Consider the following 16386-nt stretch of genomic DNA (forward strand, 5'->3'; position numbering starts at 1 on the left):
GTGCGAGACTCCTCGAAAATAAAGGTCAATTTTCTTCGTGCGATGCACCGCTGACGGAGCCTGCCTGGTCCTGCGGGACTAGCGTGACAGGTGAGACTCCCGCAGGCGCTAGCGCCAAGAGGCTCACCGCACGCCCCGCGGAAAGCGAGCACCCTGGAACGGAAATCAACAGCTTACAGACTTCTTGGACAGCCCCTATTTTTGGTTACAAGTGAGAAGGAATGATCAGCGAAAGTACGAAAAATATATACTATGATTACATTACAAAATACAGCAATTTCCGGGGAAATGAAAAAGAAATCGAAATTTGCGGCGAAGGGGTGTTAGAGAGATGGATCATGTTCTTATTCAATTGATTTTACTGACTTTCGTCATTCATGTGATTGATACTCTTGGCTATTCTGTTAGACTGAACTCTGTTAAAACAGGGCAAGTGGCATTATCTTTTTCCATTTTTAATCTTTTTGTACTAGTTTCAAGAACGGCAAATATGTTTCAGGCCCCCTTGATCGGAAAGATAATAGGGTTTAGTATTGCAAAAGATCTGGATCCCCTCAGCGATATGAGATACGTTATTGCCGCTGCTACAGCAGGCACTCTAGCAGGGGTTTTTGTAATTCCCACTTTCCTGAAAATTTTTCAGATCGGGGTGAAGAAAATTGCATTGTCAGGATCTGTTCCTTCCCTCGTGTTTGAAGCGCTGCACGCAAACAATATGAAACGCATTGTAAAAAAAGCAACGGTTCCGAAGAAGAAAATGCTTCAAAAACTTCGGTTTAGAGAAATTCCTAAAAGATTCTTGCTTCTTCATGCGGTAGTAACGGGTATCTATACAATAGGGGTACTTGCCGCCAATTATTCCTCATTGCTGGTTCCATCCCAGAATCAGCTGGCAGCGGCAGCTTCTTCCGGCATGATTAATGGAGCAGCAACCATCATGCTTACCTTCTTTATTGATCCAAAGTCAGCGATCATTACCGATCAGGCGATCAGAGGAAAGCGGCCCTACGGCGATGTGAAAGCGCTCGTTATCTTGCTGATCACGACTAAGCTGATCGGAACCTTGCTCGGGCAGCTCCTCTTCCTGCCAGCAGCAAAAATCATCGCCAGTTTTTATCAATAATACAGAAAAGCTGAAACGCCTGTTTAAAGACGACAGGCACTGGAGGGCGTTGCCATAAAACGCTTTTTGTTTTCTGGCAAAGATCGAAGTGGCAGAGTCTTTAGGCGTTGAAGCTAGATCGGAAAAGCTGAAACTAGATCGGAAAAGCTGAAACGAAATATCACATCTTTTTAGGGAGGAAGTGATTCGATTGGAGATAAGAAAAGCCATTCCGGGAGATGAAAAGGGAATAGCTTTCGTGCAGGTTGAAAGCTGGAGAACGACTTATAAGGGAATTGTTAACGATGAATACTTGGAGCAGATGAAGGCAAAGGACAGGCAGGATTTGTGGATGGGCATCATTCAAAAGCCACTGGAGAAAAGTTTTTTATATGTAGTATCTATTAATCAGGAGATTATTGGCTTTTGTTCCGGCGGTCCCAATCGCTCAGGCCGCTTTCCTTATGAATCTGAACTGTATGCCATCTATCTCTTGCAGGAGTATCAGAGAAGAACGATCGGCAGCAGTCTAATCCGGCATTTTGCTCAAAAACAATACGATTCCGGCTATCGTACGATGCTTGTTTGGGTTTTGAAAGATAATCCATGCAAAGCAGCGTATGAAAAGCTTGGCGGTATAAAGCTTGGGGAAGAATTAATACAGATTGGAGAACAGCAGTTGACGGAGGAGGCTTTCGGGTTCGATCTCGTGAAACTGCTTCAGTTATAATTCATTTCTACGCTGAAGTTTATGGCGTATGAAGATTCTTTCCATGAGCTTAATGAGCTGATTTTCATAGGCGGATTTTTCTTCTGGACAATCCGTGCGGTTTATTTTACTTTTTAACTGCTTAACCTTTTCTTTTTCTTCTGGTGTTAACTGATGGGAAAGAATCATAATTTCCTCCTTATGAAAAGAAAATGTAAGTTAACCTTATCATGATGGTGGAAAGGATTTCTATAGTTATGTTAGGTTTTCTTACATTGAAAATGGCCTGTAACGATGGATGATATATCCTTCGTTACAGGCCTCATTTCTGCTGAAGACTAGGATTTCACTTGAATAATGATTTTCCCTTTGGCATGATGAGATTCGCTTAATTCGTGAGCTTTTCTTACACCCTCTTGGGTTAGAGGAAAGGTTTCTCCCACAAAAGGTTTAATTTTCCCTTCCTCAATCAACTTTCCGATCTCAGCAAGCTGGTCTCCGTCAGGATCCAAAAAGACAAACCCAGCTTTGACAGAATGATTGGTAGCCTCCTTCTGTACCGGTGGGCTGACAATGGAAACGAGAATTCCACCCGGCTTGATCACTTTATAGCTGTTATGCTGCACTTCCCCGCCGATTGTATCAAACACGATGTCTACGGGTTCAATCGCTTCGGAAAAATCTTTTACTTTATAGTCAATAAACTCATCTGCACCAGATTCTTTGATAATCTCCTCTGAATCCTTACTGCCTGTTGATAGGACATAAGCTCCTTTTGCTTTAGCAAGCTGAATAGCAAAACTGCCGACTCCTCCTCCGCCTGCGTGAATAAGGACCCTTTGTTCTTCCTGGATGTTTGCAAACTCCACCAGGCATTGCCATGCTGTAAGGCCAACGAGGGGAATAGAGGCTGCTTCTTCATACGTCAGGTTTTTTGGCTTGAAGGCGACCAATTCTTCATCAGCAGCAAGCAGTTCAGCATAGGTGCCGTCCCGTTCTGTTGCCGGCCGTGTAAATACTTCGTCTCCCGGCTTGAACTTGGTCACAGAAGAGCCGGCCTCTTTCACTACTCCCGCTGCATCCCATCCAAGTATTATTGGAAAAGTGAAGGAAAGATTGTCTCTCAAGTACCCCTCGCGAATTTTCCAGTCCACCGGGTTAACGGAAGTGGCATGGATCTCAATGAGGACATCTTTCGGACCAGGCTTTGGATCGTTCACTTTTTTCTCCACAAGCTGATCTCTTCCTCCATATTCATTAATAACAACTGCTTTCATTCCTTTTCACCTCTACTATAGTAATCTCATCATAGGTAGCTTTCCCTGTTGAAATGAGGTTGAATCCGGAAAGTAACGGTTGACAGTTTTCCTATTGCATTATATAGTGATTTTTAATCGTGAGGTTAGTTGAGAAGAGTTGAGTGGGAACAAAAGAACAGAGCAGAGCCGAGCTGAGATTAGCGGTTATGGTTGCTAATCTTCGTCTCTCGTAAAGAAGGGATGATAGCCATGATTCAACCATCATTGGAAGAAGTAAAACAACTGGCAGGAAGCTATAATTTAGTTCCTGTAAGCATTGAGTTATTCGCAGATGTTCATACAGTCATTGAACTGTATCAAACGTATTATAAGGAAGATTATTCTTTCTTGCTTGAGAGTGTAGAAGGCGGCCAGCAATGGGCCCGGTATTCGTATATCGGAAAAAATCCCTTTATGGTAATCTCGTGCAAGAAGGGTAATACAACCATAAAGAAAAAAGGCCGGGTTGAAACCTTTACAGGGCATCCAATTGATATTTTAAAGTCTCTCCTCAACCAATTCAAAAGTCCCGCGCATAACAATCTGCCTCAATTTACAGGCGGTGCAGTCGGTTATTTCGGCTATGATATCCTGCAATATTTTGAAAACATTCCACCTCACAGCAAAGATGTCATCAATACCGATGATATGAAATTTTTATTCGTAGATGAACTGATTGTCTTTGATCATTTAAAACAATCCATACAAATCGTCTGCAACCTTCATGTTCCGAAGAACCATACGGAGCAACAAATAGAAGAAGCCTACAAAAAAGCTGAACAGTCCATACATGATACGCTGGCACAGCTTGAAAAGAATGTGAACCACCCTGTTCCAGCCTTTCGCTACCTTCCTCAGCAGGAAGCTGATATAAGCGGCGTACAATCTAATCTGACAAAAGAAGAGTTTTGCAGGATGGTAGAGCAGGCTAAAGAATATATTACTGCCGGTGATATTTTTCAAGTCGTGCTTTCACAGTGCTTTGAAAGTGAAGCAAAAGCGGACCCGCTGACCGTCTACCGGGTTCTGCGGATCGTAAACCCATCCGCTTACATGTATCTCTTGAAGATGCCGGATGAGACCATCGTTGGTTCATCACCAGAATTGCTTGTCAAAGTAGAAGGACAGCAGGTAAGAACCCGGCCGATTGCCGGGACTCGTCCCCGGGGAAAAGACATGGAGGAAGACCAGCTATTAGCAGAGGAATTATTGGCTGATGAAAAAGAAGTGGCAGAACATATCATGCTTGTCGATTTAGGAAGGAACGATATCGGCAGGGTTTCAGAGTATGGCAGTGTGGAAGTGTCCTCATTTATGGAGATTGAGAGATACTCTCATGTCATGCATATCGTATCGGACGTAACTGGAACGCTGAGAGACGATAAAGACTTCTTTGACGCTCTGATCTCTTGCCTTCCAGCCGGAACGCTGTCCGGAGCTCCGAAAATCAGAGCCATGCAGATCATATCAGAACTTGAGACGCAAGCTCGAGGAACGTATGCAGGGGCCATCGGATATTTATCATTTTCAGGGAATATGGACTCCTGCATTACGATCCGTACGATTCTGTTTAAAAATCAAAAAGCTTATATTCAAGCAGGGGCAGGCATCGTCGCTGATTCTGTTCCGGAGAACGAATACGAAGAGACCTTCAATAAAGCGAAAGCCTTGCTGAAAGCCATTCAAGTGGCTGAAGCGATGGAACTTCATGTGTGAAAAAATGGGTGTGATTGAACCGCCGTTTGAAAAGCAGAAGGGTATAAGCAAGCTTATCCCATCTGCTTTTCAGGCGGTTCATTTGTTTCACAACCAGCCAGCTCTTATCATCGCCAGCGATCACATCCCTACTAAAGGAGAAAAAAATTTGAGGGTTTCTTTCAAGAATCAGTAGGGGTGCACAATATGAATGACCTCAATATAGGTCTTTACAAAATTAGATTAACGGGACGGGTGAGACACGCGGAAAGCGAGCCTCCTGAAACGGAAATCAACCACTCCTAAAAGCAACAAAGGTTACGAAAACAACCTAAAAAAAGAGCCCTGGGGGTTCTTTTTTTTTATCGAGTTTTTTGAACTCCATGTGTAATAAAAAAAAGAACCTTGGAGGCTCTTTTTTTAACGCAATGTTTTCTGAATGTACTTAATGGTTTTTCGAAGATCTTCAGCGGAAGGCCTTCCGAAAGGGCCGGTCTGAACGCTTAGATAAAGAATTCTTTTTTGCGGATCAACGAGAAAGACAGCCGGTTCTCCATGTGAGCCATGATCATCATAATAGGTATCATCATGGTAATAGACGCCGTAAGCTTTAATTACTTCCTGATCCTTGTCACTCAGAACGGGGAAAGAGAGTGTCCTGCTTTGCTTCATTTTTGCCAGGTTGGCGGTTTCGTCAGTAGAAATGGCAAGAATGTGAGTATTCAGCTCACGGAACGTTTCTTTATGCTTCTCAAGATCCTGGAGCTGTTCGTTGCATACCGGGCACCATTCTCCGCGGAAAAATACAAGCAAGTGAAAGCGGTCATCCGTTTTTAAATGGTCATAAAAATGAAAGGATTCTCCTTCTGCTGTTACTGCTGTAAAGTCAGGGGCCTGATCGCCCAATTGGAATTTTGGCAAAATGTTGTCCTCCTTTTTTTATTATTTAAGTATTCCTTAATCGTCTATAAATAAAACCTTGAATGCTTTGTAATAAAACAAGGGCATTTTTACCATTCTATAGATATAGGATGGTGATTGATTTGGATCTTTTAAAAGAACTGACAGAAACCAATGGTGCTCCAGGCTTTGAAAACGAGATACGAAAAATTATGAAGCGTGAGATCGAAAAGTCCGGTGCACCGCTTGTTTATGATCACATGGGAAGCATTTTTGGCGAGAAAAAAGGGTCAGCCGATGGACCTAAAATCATGCTTGCCGGCCACATGGATGAAGTAGCTTTCATGATTAGCGAAATTACGAAGGATGGCTATTTGCGGTTCGTTCCGCTCGGCGGCTGGTGGGATCAAGTTATCCTTTCCCAGCGAGTTCACGTGATTACAGACAAGAAAACGTTCACAGGTGTGGTAGGGTCAAAGCCTCCGCATATTTTGACTCTGGAAGAACGGAAAAAAGTCTATCCGATGCGTGAAATGTTTATCGATATTGGGGCAAACGATAAAGATCAGGTGAAAGAATGGGGAATCAAGGTTGGAGATCCGATCATGCCGATCTGTCCGTTTGAACTTTTGCCAGATAACGATACAATCCTGGCAAAAGCATTGGATAATCGTGCGGGCTGCTATCTTGCGCTGGAGGTGTTGAAGCAACTCAAAGACAGTGACCACCCGAACACCATTTACTGTGGAGCTACAGTTCAGGAAGAAGTCGGCTTAAGGGGAGCAGCAACCGCACCTTATGCCATGGAGCCTGATCTTGCGATTGCAATGGATGTTGGGATCGCGCAAGATGGACCGGGTGACAACTCAAACAAAGCCAAGCTCGGAGCTGGTCCGCTCATAACATTCCTTGACTCTTCTATGGTGCCTCACGTTCCACTGCGAAACATGGTGATCGAGATCGCCGAGAAACATAACATCCCTTACCAGGTGGATGTCATGCTCGGCGGAGGAACGGATGCCGGCAGGTTCCATTTGTTTAAAAAAGGTATTCCTTCACTTGTCATCGGTGTCGCATCGCGTTATATCCACAGCCATGTTTCCATGGTCAGCAAGAGCGATCTGGAAAACACAGTTAAACTATTGGCGGCAGTCGTTAAAACGGTCGATCAGAAGAAAATGGAGTCCCTGATAGATTTTTAAACAAAATAAGCTACAATAGAGAAAAGGTGTTCTTTTTGAACGCCTTTTGCTTTTGAAATCACTTGTTTAAAAGGAGATCAACAAATGAGTACAACATTTCTGTTTATTGGCGCAGGCCGCATGGCAGAGTCAATGATTAAAGGACTTCAGTCTTCTAAAGACCATAATATATCGATCATCGCAGGAAATCAGGGGAACACGGAAAGGCTTCAGCAGCTATTTTCGTTATATGCTGTGGAGACGACAACAGACTGGATTCATCATGTGCGTGAAAGTTCTGTCATTGTTCTTGCCGTTCCTCCTGACGCCCATGATGCTGTCTTGGAAAAACTTTCAACCGCTATCGATGGCCAGCTTGTCATTTCCGTAGCGGCTGGAGTCGGACTCAAAAAACTGGAGGATAACCTTCCTGCTCGCACACCGGTAGCCTGGGTGATGCCTAATACGGCTTCAGAGGCGGGAGAATCCATGTCCATTTATACACATGCTGAAACCTTGGATGCTAACCAAGAACAGCAGCTGAAAATTTTGTTGGACAGTATCGGCTCCTCCGAAAAATGCACTGAAGAGCAGATACATAAACTTACTGCTGTTACTGGGAGCGCTCCAGCCTTTCTTTATGAATTTGCTTCTGCTCTCATTAATGCTGCTTCAAGTTATGGGATATCAGAAGGCCAGGCACGGAAGCTCGTTTCACAGATGATCTATGGTTCTGCGGTCATGTTAAAAAGCGGTTTGTCACCGATTGACCTTAGGGAAGCGGTCACTACACCAGGCGGGGCAACAGCGGCCGGGCTGGAGATCTTAAAAGAAGCTGATTTTGGACAGCTGATCCAAAAGGCGGTTCAAGCGACCAACGAACGTGCAGCTGAGCTAGGCAAGGCAGTGACAGACATCAAAACCGTATAGGGGTAATCTATGAGTAAAACAATTTTGGATTTTATTATTCACTATGAATATGTCGGTATCTTTCTTGCTCTTGCCTTTGGTTTAATTGGTCTGCCGGTTCCGGATGAAATTTTACTCACCTTTACAGGCTATCTAGTCTACGAAGGAAAAACAGGGTTTGCATTGACCTTGTTGTCTGCCTTTTTGGGAGCGATGTCCGGAATCTCCGTCAGTTATTTTCTAGGCTATAAACTTGGTCTGCCATTTCTGAAAACGTTTGGCCCTAAAATTGGAATTACGGAAGAAAAAATAGAAAAAACACAATGGTACTTTCAAAAGTATGGCAACCTGATGATTATCATCGGTTATTTTATTCCGGGAATCCGCCATATTACTGCTTATATCGCGGGTATTTCAGCCATGAAATTTAAAAGGTTTGCGCTGTATGCCTATTCAGGTGGATTAGTCTGGAGCTTCACGTTTATCATGCTCGGAAAGGAGTTGGGCAGAAAGTGGAGTGTTGTTGAGCAGTACTTTCACAACCTGGGATTCTACGCTATTCTCACGGCTGTAGCGGCAGTGCTGCTTATTTGGCTTATCTATAAAGTTAAAATGAAACGTGCGTAAAAAAAGGACCTGATGGGAGCTCATCAGGTCCTTTTTATTTTTGAGGTTTCATCCAAAGGCGGCCGATGCCATTTTGCAGCATCCGCAGCAGGAATAGCGTTCCATAATAAAAGGAGAACACGACGATCAGCAGAAGGGTGATCGACAGGTGGTTTTCATAGTGGGTGGTATGCATTAGTTCGCACAGACAGATGGTTGCAACTCCTGATGCAATGAACGTAAAGTATTCTGCGAGCTTAGGCTTGAACTTCACCTCTTCCACGATGGTGTGGTAATGGAGGAAGGAAAGTAAAACCCCGCTAAAGTTCACTGCAATAATGACCCCATGGATGCCAAACGACGTTTGTGAAGCAAGGGAAAGAATGAGCAGGATAGACAGGATATTAACCCATATGGTTTGCGAGAACACATCTCTTGCTCTTCCCAGGCCAAATAGGATGGCCTGAAGCGGTGCAAGCAAATAATGAAACAGAATAAAGGGTGAGAGGAGCATCAAAAACTGGCCGGCTTGTGGAGAATGATAGAAAAGCACGGTAAGTTCGTCTGCAAAAAAATACATCACGATCGAGCACGGAATGCCATAAAGAAAGGTAATATGAAAAGCCTGGTGGATCCGCTGATGCAGCCCTGCTTCATCCTGTTTGGAGCGTGCTTCGGAAATGGAAGGAACGAGTGAAACATACAGTGAATATCCGATAAATCCCGGAAAGTAGCCGATTGTCATCGCAAACGCCGTAAGCATGCCATACTGTTTAGTGGCGATTGATGCTGTAATTCCGGCGAACATTAAACTTTGCGTGATCAAAATCGGATTCACTGCAGCAGTAAGGGCGTTCAGGATGCGGACTCCAGTCGTAGGAAGGCTTACTTGAAACAGCTTTTTTAAGATGCTTCTTCGCGGAACAGGTGTGAAATCTGATTTCGAAACATCTTTTAAGTTTCGCTGCCCTAGTAAAAACGACGTTGAAAAGAAAAACAGTGAGACAAGCTCACCGGCCCCAATTCCCAATACAGCAGCAACAACTCTATATTCTAAGGGCAAACCTTTCATATATTGCAGGACGTAAAAAATAAAACTCAGCTGCGCCGTTTTTTCTAAAAGCTGAGCGATTGCTATGGGCTTCATTTTTTGAAGTCCGCTGAAGTAGCCTTTCAGAATAGAGGTCGTTCCTATAACCGGCACGATCGGGATTAGAGCAAGCAAAGGATACCCGAGCCGAGTATCAATAGTCTCCCATTTTAGAAGCAACAGCGTAACGGCTGCACTGATCAGCACAAGGAGCAGGCTTAATCCCATGATGACGTAAAACGATACCTTAACGATCTGGAGCCTCTGTTTGTCATTCTGATGTACTTCCTCTTCGGCCAAAACCTTTGAGAGGGCGGTTGGAAATTCAAGAGCGGCAATCGTGATCAGCAGTCCGATCACCGGCAGTGCCATCATGTAAAATCCCATACCTTCACTGCCCAATGATCTTGCGAGAAGGACGCTGACTACGAATTCCACGACTTTTGTGTAGAGCATTGCCAAAGATAAAATAAGTGTTCCTTTTAGAAATTTTCCCATGATTTCACCCTTTGTCCAATTCATCTCCTTAACATGTATATGACATATGAAGTGAAAAAGAAGAGAGATTTATAATGTCGAAAAAAGGAGTCTTTTGGATTGGAAAATAAAAGAATTGTAAAAAAACGATACAAAATTGTATATTTTCGGTAAAATAGAGATACTATCCTAAACTAGTTGGTGTTGTATGGAGATCTTTTTACAAAATCTTTTTCATCATTACGGGTATTTTGCATTGTATTTCCTTCTTGCGCTTGGTGTGATCGGTCTTCCAGTGCCGGATGAGTTTCTGCTGACCTTTGCCGGTTATATCGTTTACACGGGTGGAGTTTCTTTTGCTTTGACACTGCTCGCTGCTTTTGCAGGATCAGCGACCGGGATTACGATCAACTATTGGCTCGGAAAGAGCTTTGGTTTACCCTTATTGCTTAGATATGGACCGAAATTTCACTTATCAACACATAAAATACACACCTCACAAACTTACTTTCAGCGTTTCGGAAAACCATTAATCATGTTTGGATACTTTATTCCAGGAATCCGGCATCTCACAGCCTATTTTGCAGGGATGTCCTCGCTTCCGTATCGTGTATTCGCCTTTTATGCGTATACCGGTGCATTTATCTGGAGTTTTCTGTTCATCATGATCGGCAGAACGGTAGGTGCAAAATGGTACCTTGTTACCGCATTTGTTCATAAGGCGAGCCTTCTCGGTCTGGCCGTTTTTATCATTGCAATTGCTGTGGCTGTCTATTCTTTGAAAACAAAGGGAAGAAAATCACAACGATATGACGTTTCATGAGAAAGAGTGTAAGAATAGGAAAAAGCCGCCTTTGAGGCGGCCTTTTTTTGAGAGAGGAACCGGGCGGCTGAACCAAATAATGGGCGGAAGCCGTCACTCAGCAACCTATCTTTTCCTTAACCTCTTCAAGAAATGGTCTCGCCCGCCGGCGAGCTTTTTCAGCTCCGTGCAGGAGAATTACATCCATTTTCCTCGGGTTGTTCATGAGTTCTATATAACGCTGCCTTGGTGTTTCCAAATAGGCGTTCATAACATGAAACAATTCTTTTTTAACCTCTCCCCAGCCAACTCCATTCTCATATCTCTCACGCATCCTCTTCACCTGCGCTTCTGATGCAAATTCTTTATAGATTAAGAACAAAGATGAACGAGCTGGGTCTTTTGGGTCCTCAGGTAAACTAGAATCCGTCTCAATCCGTTTGATTAGTTTCTCTAACTCTTTCTCCTCACTAAAAAGAGGAATCGTATTGTTATAGCTCTTACTCATCTTCCTGCCATCAAGCCCCGGAACGACTGAAGTTTCTTCGTCAACCTTGTATTCAGGCATTTTGAATGTCTCGCCATATATATGGTTGAAATGTCCGGCGATGTCTCTGGCGATTTCCACGTGCTGAATCTGGTCTTTGCCGACAGGGACAATATCCGATTGAAACAATAAAATATCTGCGGCCATTAAGATGGGATACGTAAACACACCCATATTGATACCGGAATCCTGCTCGAGACCATTCTGCCGGTTTTCCTCAATCAAACCTTTATAAGCGTGGGCGCGGTTCATCAAACCTTTTGGTGTGAGGCAGGAGAGAATCCATGCGAGCTCCAAAATTTCTGGAACATCTGCCTGGCGGTAAAAGGTTGATTTTTCGGGGTCAAGACCGAGTGCAAGCCAGGTTGCCGCAATGCCATATACATAATCCTTGAATTGCTTTGCATGTTGAACCGTTGTTAAAGAGTGGTAGTCTGCAATAAAGTAATAAGGTGAATAGGCATCGTTTTCAGCCAGCTGGAGAGCTGGTTTAATGGCTCCAATATAATTTCCGATGTGCGGCCTTCCGGTAGACTTGATTCCAGTCAGTACAATTTTTTTCTCCATTTAATCTCCTCCTGTCCAATAAAAAAGGGGCTCCTCATCCTGATTAAGGACGAGAAACCCCGTGGTGCCACCTTGATGAACAGCTCTAAGCAGTCCGCTTTAACAGTATCCAAAGACCGAATACCTGTCTCCTTCTAACGGCAAGACCTTCCGTCAAAGCCTACTCCCAGCGGTTTCGGTTTGAGGCTCAGAAGCCCATTCAATCGCATTTCCACACTGGCTCTCACCAACCGCCAGCTCTCTGAAGTGTACGTGCCATCTACTCTTCTTCTTCATAGCCATGTATCGTTTTCATAATGTTAAATGATGGATATTGATAAATCAAGCTAAAAATTTTATAAAGGTACAACGCAGTCCTTCACGTCATTTCTCGGTGAGTTGACAACCGGTGATACTTCAAATGCCTCCATCTGTTCACTATCATATGGAGTGAGGAGAGATTTTAAGTACTCGTTATCCTGAATGGAAGGATCCAGCCAGCTTTCTTCTGCTTCTTTTGTCAGGATGACCGGCATGCGGTCGTGGAGGTCTTTCATCAATGCATTCGGGCGTGTTGTGATATGAGTACAGGACGTAATCACTTCTCCATTTTGTTCCCATTGATCCCAGAGGCCGGCAAAGGCAAAAGGTTTACGGTTTTTCAGCCGGATATGAAACGGCTGCTTTTGTTTGTCTTCTCTTTTCCATTCATAAAAGCCATCGGCTATCACGAGACAACGCTTATTTTTCAAGGGACCTCTAAATGAAGCCTTCTCATCTACCGTTTCGGCCCGGGCGTTGATCATCTTGTAGCCGATCTTGGGATCTTTCGCCCAAAAGGGAATCAGCCCCCAGCGGTGCATTTCCGCTTTTCGTGTCCCTCCATCCGAGGTAATAACCAGCACGTTTTGTGATGGAGCGATGTTAAAGCGCTGAGGCAAGGTTTTGGGAATCGTGATAACAAACTCTTCCTGAATAAAATGCATATCCGCATACAAAGAATATCTGCCACACATACGAAACAGCTCCTTTGAAAGATTCTACTTCTAGTGTAACGCAAGGCAGCTCACTCTCAAACATTTATATAAAGGCTCTTTCCTAAAAGACGAAAACAGCCCCATAAAAAAAGAGAACCGTAAAAATAACGGTCCTCCAGTCTGGCATTAACCGATGACAGCCAGTTCCTTTTCTTTTGTGTTCAATTTATCAGCGATGTCACGAGCGATCCAGACTCCGCACGCGCTCGCCTGTGCAAGTCCTCGCGTAATCCCTGCGCCGTCTCCGCCGACATAGAGGCCGGAAATCTCTGATTCAAAACGGTCATTCAGCTTCGGCCGGGCAGAATAGAATTTGGCCTCTACTCCATAAAATAATGTATGTTCTGAAGAAATACCAGGGGTTACTTCATTCAGTGCCTCTGTCATTTCAATCAGGCTTTTCATCGTGTTATAAGGAAGAACTAAACCGAGGTCACCAGGAACCGCCTCTTTCATTGTTGGATTAAGAAAGCCTTCTTTGATCCTTTTTTCAGTGGAACGGCGGCCTTTCTTAATATCTCCGTACTTTTGTACGACCAAGCCTCCAGAGGATAACTGGTTAGCAAGCCTCGATACTTCATGTGCATATTCCGTTGGCTCATCAAATGGATCATCAAATTTATGGGACACAAGCAGAGCAAAGTTGGTATTCGGGCTTCCGAGAGCAGGGTCTTTGTAGGCATGCCCGTTTGCCAGCATGATGCCTGAATGGTTTTCGACCACTACGTGTCCTGACGGATTGCTGCAGAACGTTCGGACTCTTGTGCCGACAGACGTGTTGAACACAAATTTCCCTTCATATAAATGCTCGTTGATTTCCTCCATCACCACGTTTGATGTTTCTACACGGACACCGATGTCCACTTGGTTAGCTGCCATTTTCAGCCGGCGTTTTTTCAGAATCTTGGTTAGCCATGATGAGCCATCGCGGCCTGGAACGATGACGATTTTATCCGCAGAGAGGATCGTTCCGTCTTTTAATTCCACGCCAGTTGCTTTGTGCATGCCATCCACTTTTTCTGTAACAAGATCCAATACTTCTGCTTTATAGCGCATTTCGATTTTTTCTTTTAAGTATTCATAGATGCTGGTCAGAATAGCAAGGTTTTGTTCCGTTCCAAGGTGGCGGACCTGTGCACGGAGAAGCTTCAATCCAGCAGCATACGCGCGCTTCTCGATATCTCTCACTTCATCAGTCAGCGGGTCAGTAATGGTTTCTGTCGCTCCATGTTCAAGGTTAATGCTGTCTACATATTTTATAAGATCAATCACGGTTTCATCCGGCAGGTAATCAGTCATCCAGCCGCCAAACTCACTTGTAATATTAAACTTTCCATCAGAGTATGCTCCTGCTCCTCCAAAGCCATTCGTAATCGAACAGGCTGGAAGGCAGCCGGCAAATTCTTTTCTTCCGGCAGCAGGCGGGCACTTTTGAATTTTCTTTTGCAGGATCGGGCAGTTTCTTGAATAAATATCATGGCCTTTATCGATCAATAAAATGTTGGCTTCCGGCATTTTGCGAGTTAATTCATAGCAAGAAAATATTCCGGCCGGACCAGCTCCAACCACAATGACATCATATTTGTTATTCATAAAAAGAACCTCCCGAATTCAAGCTTCTGCGTGTTGTTTCACTCAACCTTAGTAACTATATCAAATTCTGAAAACAAAAACAATAAAATTTACGAACCTTTAATTAAAAATTAATTTTAATGTTCGTATTTAACGTTATAAAATGGAATAAGTAACCTCTTTATCCGCTTTCAGCTTATAAAAACCATAAAATTGATAACGTCTAAAGCGCTTGACATAAGTAAGTTACGTTTGTTATTATACTTACTATAAGTAAGTAGGAGTGTTTGTTCAATATAAAAGGGAATAGTAACAGGGTATATATGAAGGGAGATATGATTGTGGAAAAAAGGACAAGTGGAATTCACCACATTACAGCTATTGTTGGGAATCCACAGGAAAACGTTGATTTTTATGCTGGAGTGCTGGGGCTGCGCCTCGTAAAGAAAACCGTAAACTTTGATGACCCGGGTACGTACCATCTCTATTTTGGAGACGAGGAAGGCTCGCCAGGGACGATTATGACTTTCTTTCCTTGGCCTGGCGCGTATAGTGGAAGAACAGGAGCGGGACAGGTGGGTGTCACGGCGTTCGTGGTACCTGAAGGAGCATTAACCTTCTGGGAAGAGCGCCTAACTAAATTTAACGTAGCTTTTGAAAAAACAGAGCGCTTTGGCGAGCAGTATTTAGCCTTTGATGACCCCCACGGACTTCATCTTGAATTGGTAAGCCGCAGTGAAGGAAAAAACAGTACATGGTCATTTGGAGGGGTATCTGCCGAGGTTGCAATCAAAGGATTTGGCGGTGCGGTATTGTTGTCAGGTGCTCCTCAAAAAACGATGAGATTGCTGACTGATGTCATGGGCTTGGAAAAAGCAGGTGAAGACGATGATTTCATCAGGTTTAGAGCTGCATCCGATCTGGGAAATATCATTGACATTAAAACGTCAGCCGTTGGAAGAGGAACGATGGGTGCCGGTACAGTTCATCATATCGCATGGCGGGCTTCCGATAATGAGGACCATGAAAGCTGGAGATCACATGTTCAGCAGAGCGGTTTTGAAGTAACACCAGTTATTGACCGTCAATATTTTAATGCGATCTATTTCCGCGAATCAGGTGGTATTCTTTTTGAAATCGCGACTGATCCGCCTGGATTTGCACGTGACGAGCCGAAAGACATTATGGGTAAAAATCTTCTTCTTCCTCCGTGGCTTGAGCCAGAGCGGGAAAAGATTGAATCTGTGCTTATGCCGGCAGAAGTTCGGGTTTTAAAGGAGGATGAAGTAAAATGAGGCATTTATTTAACAAAGGAAGAAACGAAAAGGCACCAGTATTGCTTCTGCTCCATGGAACAGGTGGTACGGAAGAGGATTTATTGCCGCTCGCCTCAATGATCTCACCGGAATCTTCTATATTAAGTGTCAGAGGAAATGTCACTGAAAATGGAATGCCTCGCTTCTTTAGAAGGTTGGCTGAAGGGGTCTTCGATGAAGAAGACTTGAAATTCCGCACGAAAGAGCTGCATGACTTTTTAGATCATGCGGCCGATGAATATGAGTTTGACCGGCAGAATATCGTAGCGGTCGGCTATTCGAATGGTGCGAATATCGCCGGAAGCCTTTTATTTCACTATAAAGGAGAATTGCGCGGCGCAATCCTTCATCATCCCATGGTGCCATTAAGAGGAATCACACTGCCAAATCTCGAGAATGCAGCGATATTTATCGGTGCCGGTAAAAATGACCCGATCTGCCCTCCACAGGAGACGGAAGAACTGGAAAGCCTCTTGCAAGGAGCAGGAGCGAATGTGGAAACGTACTGGGGAGATTACGGCCATCAGCTCACACAGCCTGAGGCAGAGGCTGCACGGGACTGGTTTCAAAAGTATTACTCTAAAAGCTAATCGCGAGAG

General features: G+C 44.0%; 16 protein-coding genes and 1 other annotated feature. Of the genes, 9 read left to right on the forward strand and 7 right to left on the reverse strand.

Going from position 1 to position 16386, the window contains the following annotated elements; all coding sequences use genetic code 11:
* Positions 1–331 precede the first annotated feature (331 nt).
* Positions 332–1123: a lipid II flippase Amj family protein gene (locus P4361_RS02290; protein WP_328088180.1), complete on the forward strand. Its 792-nt coding sequence runs from the start codon at positions 332–334 to the stop codon at positions 1121–1123.
* A 190-nt stretch (positions 1124–1313) separates the two neighbouring features.
* Positions 1314–1832 carry a GNAT family N-acetyltransferase gene (locus P4361_RS02295; RefSeq protein ID WP_328088181.1) on the forward strand — a complete coding sequence of 173 codons (519 nt, stop codon included), beginning with the start codon at positions 1314–1316 and terminating at the stop codon, positions 1830–1832.
* On the opposite strand, the gene P4361_RS02300 is transcribed toward P4361_RS02295, so the two are convergent.
* Both P4361_RS02300 and P4361_RS02305 read right to left on the reverse strand, forming a co-directional pair.
* Positions 1827–2000, reverse strand: a complete 174-nt coding sequence (locus P4361_RS02300; protein WP_156418866.1) for a hypothetical protein — start codon at positions 1998–2000, stop codon at positions 1827–1829. The two genes, P4361_RS02295 and P4361_RS02300, sit on opposite strands and share 6 nt — an antisense overlap.
* Positions 2001–2149: 149 nt before the next feature.
* On the reverse strand, positions 2150–3088 hold the full coding sequence (locus P4361_RS02305) for an NADP-dependent oxidoreductase (protein ID WP_328088182.1): 939 nt from the start codon (positions 3086–3088) through the stop codon (positions 2150–2152).
* A gap of 231 nt (positions 3089–3319) precedes the next feature.
* Between P4361_RS02305 and trpE the strand changes: the two genes are divergently transcribed.
* A complete protein-coding gene (trpE, locus tag P4361_RS02310; RefSeq protein ID WP_328088183.1) occupies positions 3320–4825 on the forward strand; it encodes an anthranilate synthase component I in 1506 nt (501 codons plus the stop codon).
* Between the two features lie 399 nt (positions 4826–5224).
* On the opposite strand, the gene P4361_RS02315 is transcribed toward trpE, so the two are convergent.
* A complete protein-coding gene (locus tag P4361_RS02315; protein ID WP_265409731.1) occupies positions 5225–5725 on the reverse strand; it encodes a peroxiredoxin family protein in 501 nt (166 codons plus the stop codon).
* Positions 5726–5847: 122 nt separating this feature from the next.
* On the opposite strand from P4361_RS02315, the gene P4361_RS02320 reads away from it, so the two are divergent.
* From P4361_RS02320 to P4361_RS02330, 3 genes are all read left to right on the forward strand, one after another.
* Complete coding sequence (locus P4361_RS02320) at positions 5848–6906, forward strand: M42 family metallopeptidase (RefSeq protein WP_369795797.1); 1059 nt, start codon at positions 5848–5850, stop codon at positions 6904–6906.
* 84 nt (positions 6907–6990) lie between these two features.
* Complete coding sequence (gene proC / locus P4361_RS02325; protein ID WP_328088184.1) at positions 6991–7815, forward strand: pyrroline-5-carboxylate reductase; 825 nt, start codon at positions 6991–6993, stop codon at positions 7813–7815.
* A gap of 9 nt (positions 7816–7824) precedes the next feature.
* Positions 7825–8421 carry a DedA family protein gene (locus tag P4361_RS02330; RefSeq protein WP_256224426.1) on the forward strand — a complete coding sequence of 199 codons (597 nt, stop codon included), beginning with the start codon at positions 7825–7827 and terminating at the stop codon, positions 8419–8421.
* A 34-nt stretch (positions 8422–8455) separates the two neighbouring features.
* Here P4361_RS02330 and spoVB read toward each other — a convergent pair whose 3' ends face one another.
* The gene (gene spoVB, locus P4361_RS02335; protein ID WP_328088185.1) at positions 8456–9988 is read right to left on the reverse strand and encodes a stage V sporulation protein B; all 1533 of its coding nucleotides are present in this window, start codon (positions 9986–9988) and stop codon (positions 8456–8458) included.
* A gap of 187 nt (positions 9989–10175) precedes the next feature.
* On the opposite strand from spoVB, the gene P4361_RS02340 reads away from it, so the two are divergent.
* The gene (locus P4361_RS02340; RefSeq protein ID WP_328088186.1) at positions 10176–10790 is read left to right on the forward strand and encodes a DedA family protein; all 615 of its coding nucleotides are present in this window, start codon (positions 10176–10178) and stop codon (positions 10788–10790) included.
* 97 nt (positions 10791–10887) lie between these two features.
* Here the strand turns inward: P4361_RS02340 and P4361_RS02345 are convergent, their stop codons facing one another.
* From P4361_RS02345 to P4361_RS02355, 3 genes are all read right to left on the reverse strand, one after another.
* The gene (locus P4361_RS02345; protein ID WP_328088187.1) at positions 10888–11883 is read right to left on the reverse strand and encodes a tryptophan--tRNA ligase; all 996 of its coding nucleotides are present in this window, start codon (positions 11881–11883) and stop codon (positions 10888–10890) included.
* 42 nt (positions 11884–11925) lie between these two features.
* Positions 11926–12168: a binding site (T-box leader), on the reverse strand.
* A 50-nt stretch (positions 12169–12218) separates the two neighbouring features.
* Complete coding sequence (locus P4361_RS02350) at positions 12219–12878, reverse strand: SOS response-associated peptidase (protein ID WP_328088188.1); 660 nt, start codon at positions 12876–12878, stop codon at positions 12219–12221.
* Positions 12879–13025: 147 nt separating this feature from the next.
* Positions 13026–14492 (reverse strand): NAD(P)/FAD-dependent oxidoreductase, encoded by a 1467-nt coding sequence (locus tag P4361_RS02355; protein ID WP_328088190.1) that lies wholly within the window; start codon positions 14490–14492, stop codon positions 13026–13028.
* Between the two features lie 314 nt (positions 14493–14806).
* Here P4361_RS02355 and P4361_RS02360 point away from each other — a divergent pair, with 314 nt between their 5' ends.
* Both P4361_RS02360 and P4361_RS02365 read left to right on the forward strand, forming a co-directional pair.
* Positions 14807–15766 (forward strand): ring-cleaving dioxygenase, encoded by a 960-nt coding sequence (locus P4361_RS02360; RefSeq protein WP_091005194.1) that lies wholly within the window; start codon positions 14807–14809, stop codon positions 15764–15766.
* Positions 15763–16377 (forward strand): alpha/beta hydrolase, encoded by a 615-nt coding sequence (locus P4361_RS02365; RefSeq protein ID WP_053357224.1) that lies wholly within the window; start codon positions 15763–15765, stop codon positions 16375–16377. The genes P4361_RS02360 and P4361_RS02365 overlap by 4 nt, the downstream gene beginning before the upstream one ends.
* Positions 16378–16386: the final 9 nt, after the last annotated feature.

The sequence above is a fragment of the Fictibacillus sp. B-59209 genome, from assembly GCF_036216745.1.
Taxonomy (GTDB): Bacteria; Bacillota; Bacilli; order Bacillales; family Fictibacillaceae; genus Fictibacillus_C; species Fictibacillus_C marinisediminis.